The sequence below is a fragment of the Glaciimonas sp. GG7 genome (genome assembly GCF_052976905.1).
Map to the genome: position 1 here is coordinate 1 of NZ_JBRIIQ010000194.1, position 2,634 is coordinate 2,634.

The following is a 2,634-nucleotide window of genomic DNA, read 5'->3' on the forward strand; positions in this document are numbered from 1 at the left end:
TCAATAACCGTGGTGCGATTTAATGTAACCAAGCAATGTAACCAAGAACTTTAGTCAGTCGCCGTCTTGCACTATCCCCAGCGGACCACCAGCAGCGGCTTCCGGAGCGACGTGCAACACCACTGTGCCGTAGGCGGTGCCGCTCATCCTGGCGTCTGAAATACGCACCATATCCTTGACACCCTGCGCCAACAATTTAGGCGGCAAGCCCATATTGCCAACTTCTGCCATGCCCGGATAACCCTTGGGGCCACAGTTTTTCATCACCAATATTGAGCTGGCATCGACGTCTAATTCAGGATCGTTGATACGTGTTTTGTAATGACTGAAATCTTCAAACACCACGGCACGACCGCGATGCTGCATCAATGCCGGTGTGGCTGCAGAAGGTTTTAAGACTGCACCGCGCGGGGCCAGATTGCCACGCAAAATACATATCCCGCCATCGGCGATCAACGGATTATCCAGCGTTCGAATAACCTCGTCGTTATACACCGGCGCATCCAGCGTGTTTTCCCAAAGGGTCTTGCCGTTCACCGTCAGCGCATCTTTATGCGGCAGCAAATTGCCATCGCCAAGGCGACGCAATACGCCCGGCAAACCACCGGCGTAATAAAACTCTTCCATCAAGAATCGGCCCGACGGTTGCAAGTCAACAATGGTTGGCGTGCCGCGGCCTATCGTGGTCCAATCTTCCAGTTCCAGATCGACGCCGATACGACCGGCAATCGCTTTCAGATGGATCACGGCATTGGTCGAGCCGCCTATCGCTGCGTTGACGCGAATCGCGTTTTCAAACGCCGCACGGGTCAGAATTTTGGATAAGCGCAAGTCTTCCCAGACCATCTCAACAATGCGCATGCCAGACATGTGCGCCAACACATAACGGCGTGAATCGACCGCTGGAATGGCGGCATTGTGCGGCAAGGAAGTTCCGAGCGATTCGGCCATACACGCCATCGTGGAGGCCGTTCCCATGGTGTTGCAGGTACCGGCCGAGCGTGACATGCCGCCCTCAGCCGACATGAATTCATGCATCGTAATCTTGCCCGCTTTTACCGCTTCGCTGAGTTGCCATACCGCCGTGCCGGAGCCGATATCTTTGCCGTTATGCTTACCGTTGAGCATCGGACCGCCGGTGACCACGATAGTCGGAATATCGCAGCTAGCCGCACCCATCAGCAAGGCTGGCGTGGTTTTGTCGCAGCCCACCAGCAGCACTACCGCATCCATCGGATTGCCACGGATCGATTCTTCGACATCGATACTGGCCAGATTGCGGGTTAGCATCGCGGTCGGGCGCAGATTCGATTCGCCGTTAGAGAACACCGGGAACTCAACCGGGAAACCACCTGCTTCCAAAATACCGTTCTTAACGTGTTCCGCAATTTTGCGGAAATGCGCGTTACAGGGTGTCAATTCAGACCAGGTATTACAGATACCGATAATCGGTTTTCCGTGAAACTGATGATCGGGAATGCCCTGATTTTTCATCCAGCTGCGGTACATGAAACCGTTTTTGTCATTAGTGCCAAACCATTCGGCGGAGCGTAGTGGACGTTTTTTATCGATAGTCATCATTGGCTTTCGTTTGATGTGCAGCACCCTCCGGCTCACGGATACATGCTGCAACTGAATGGTTGGAAGCGTCCGGCACAGGCCGGACGCATGGAGAATTTATTTGTTTTTGTTGTAGACGTCGACACACACAGCGGTCAGCAATACCAGGCCTTTGATGACCTGCTGGTAATCAATCCCGATACCCATGATCGACATACCGTTGTTCATCACGCCCATCACAAAGGCACCGATCACCGCGCCCATGACTTTACCGACGCCGCCGGATGCCGATGCGCCGCCGATGAAACAGGCCGCAATCACGTCAAGCTCAAAGCCGGTACCGGCTTTCGGCGTCGCCGTGTTGAGGCGTGCTGCAAAAATCAGTCCGGCCAATGCCGCCAACATCCCCATATTGACGAAGGTATAAAACGAGACACGGGCAGTTTTGATCCCAGATAATTGCGCGGCCTTGATGTTACCGCCCACTGCATACACCCGACGTCCGATCGTGGTCCGATTGGCGACAAAGGTGTAGATCACCATCAGCACAAACATGATGATCAGTACGTTGGGCATGCCTTTGTAGGACGCCAGCAAATAACTGAACGAAATAATGATGGCAGCAAAAACAATATTTTTAATCACAAAAAACGTCAGCGGCTCATCTTCCATGCCGTGCTTAGTTTGACTTACCCGACCGCGCCATTTGGTGATAATCATGATCACCGCTACCGCTACACCGACCAGTAATGACGTCGTGCGCAGATCAACACCGCCGAGTGGGTCCGCGATAAAACCGGAACTCAGATGCTGGAACGCATCAGGAAACGGCCCGACCGACTGCCCATCAAGCAAGGCCAATGTCAGACCTTTAAATACCAGCATCCCGGCCAGGGTCACGATGAATGCCGGGATTCTGAAATACGCCACAAAGTAGCCTTGCGCCGCTCCGATGATGGCACCGGCAAACAGGCACAGAATGATGGTGACGATAAAATTGACGTGAAGATTGACCATCAAGTTCTGCAAAGGTGGTGTTGCGCTTTTGGTTGTCGGTTTCGTGGCCGTTGATAT

At 53.4% G+C, this 2,634-nt stretch carries 2 protein-coding genes; both read right to left on the reverse strand.

The window, feature by feature from the left end; genetic code table 11:
• Positions 1–54: 54 nt before the first annotated feature.
• The gene (locus ACVBEF_RS20995) at positions 55–1,578 is read right to left on the reverse strand and encodes an IlvD/Edd family dehydratase (RefSeq protein WP_447125838.1); all 1,524 of its coding nucleotides are present in this window, start codon (positions 1,576–1,578) and stop codon (positions 55–57) included.
• 99 nt (positions 1,579–1,677) lie between these two features.
• On the reverse strand, positions 1,678–2,634 hold a 957-nt coding region (gene mmsB, locus ACVBEF_RS21000), incomplete at its 5' end, for a multiple monosaccharide ABC transporter permease (protein ID WP_447125839.1).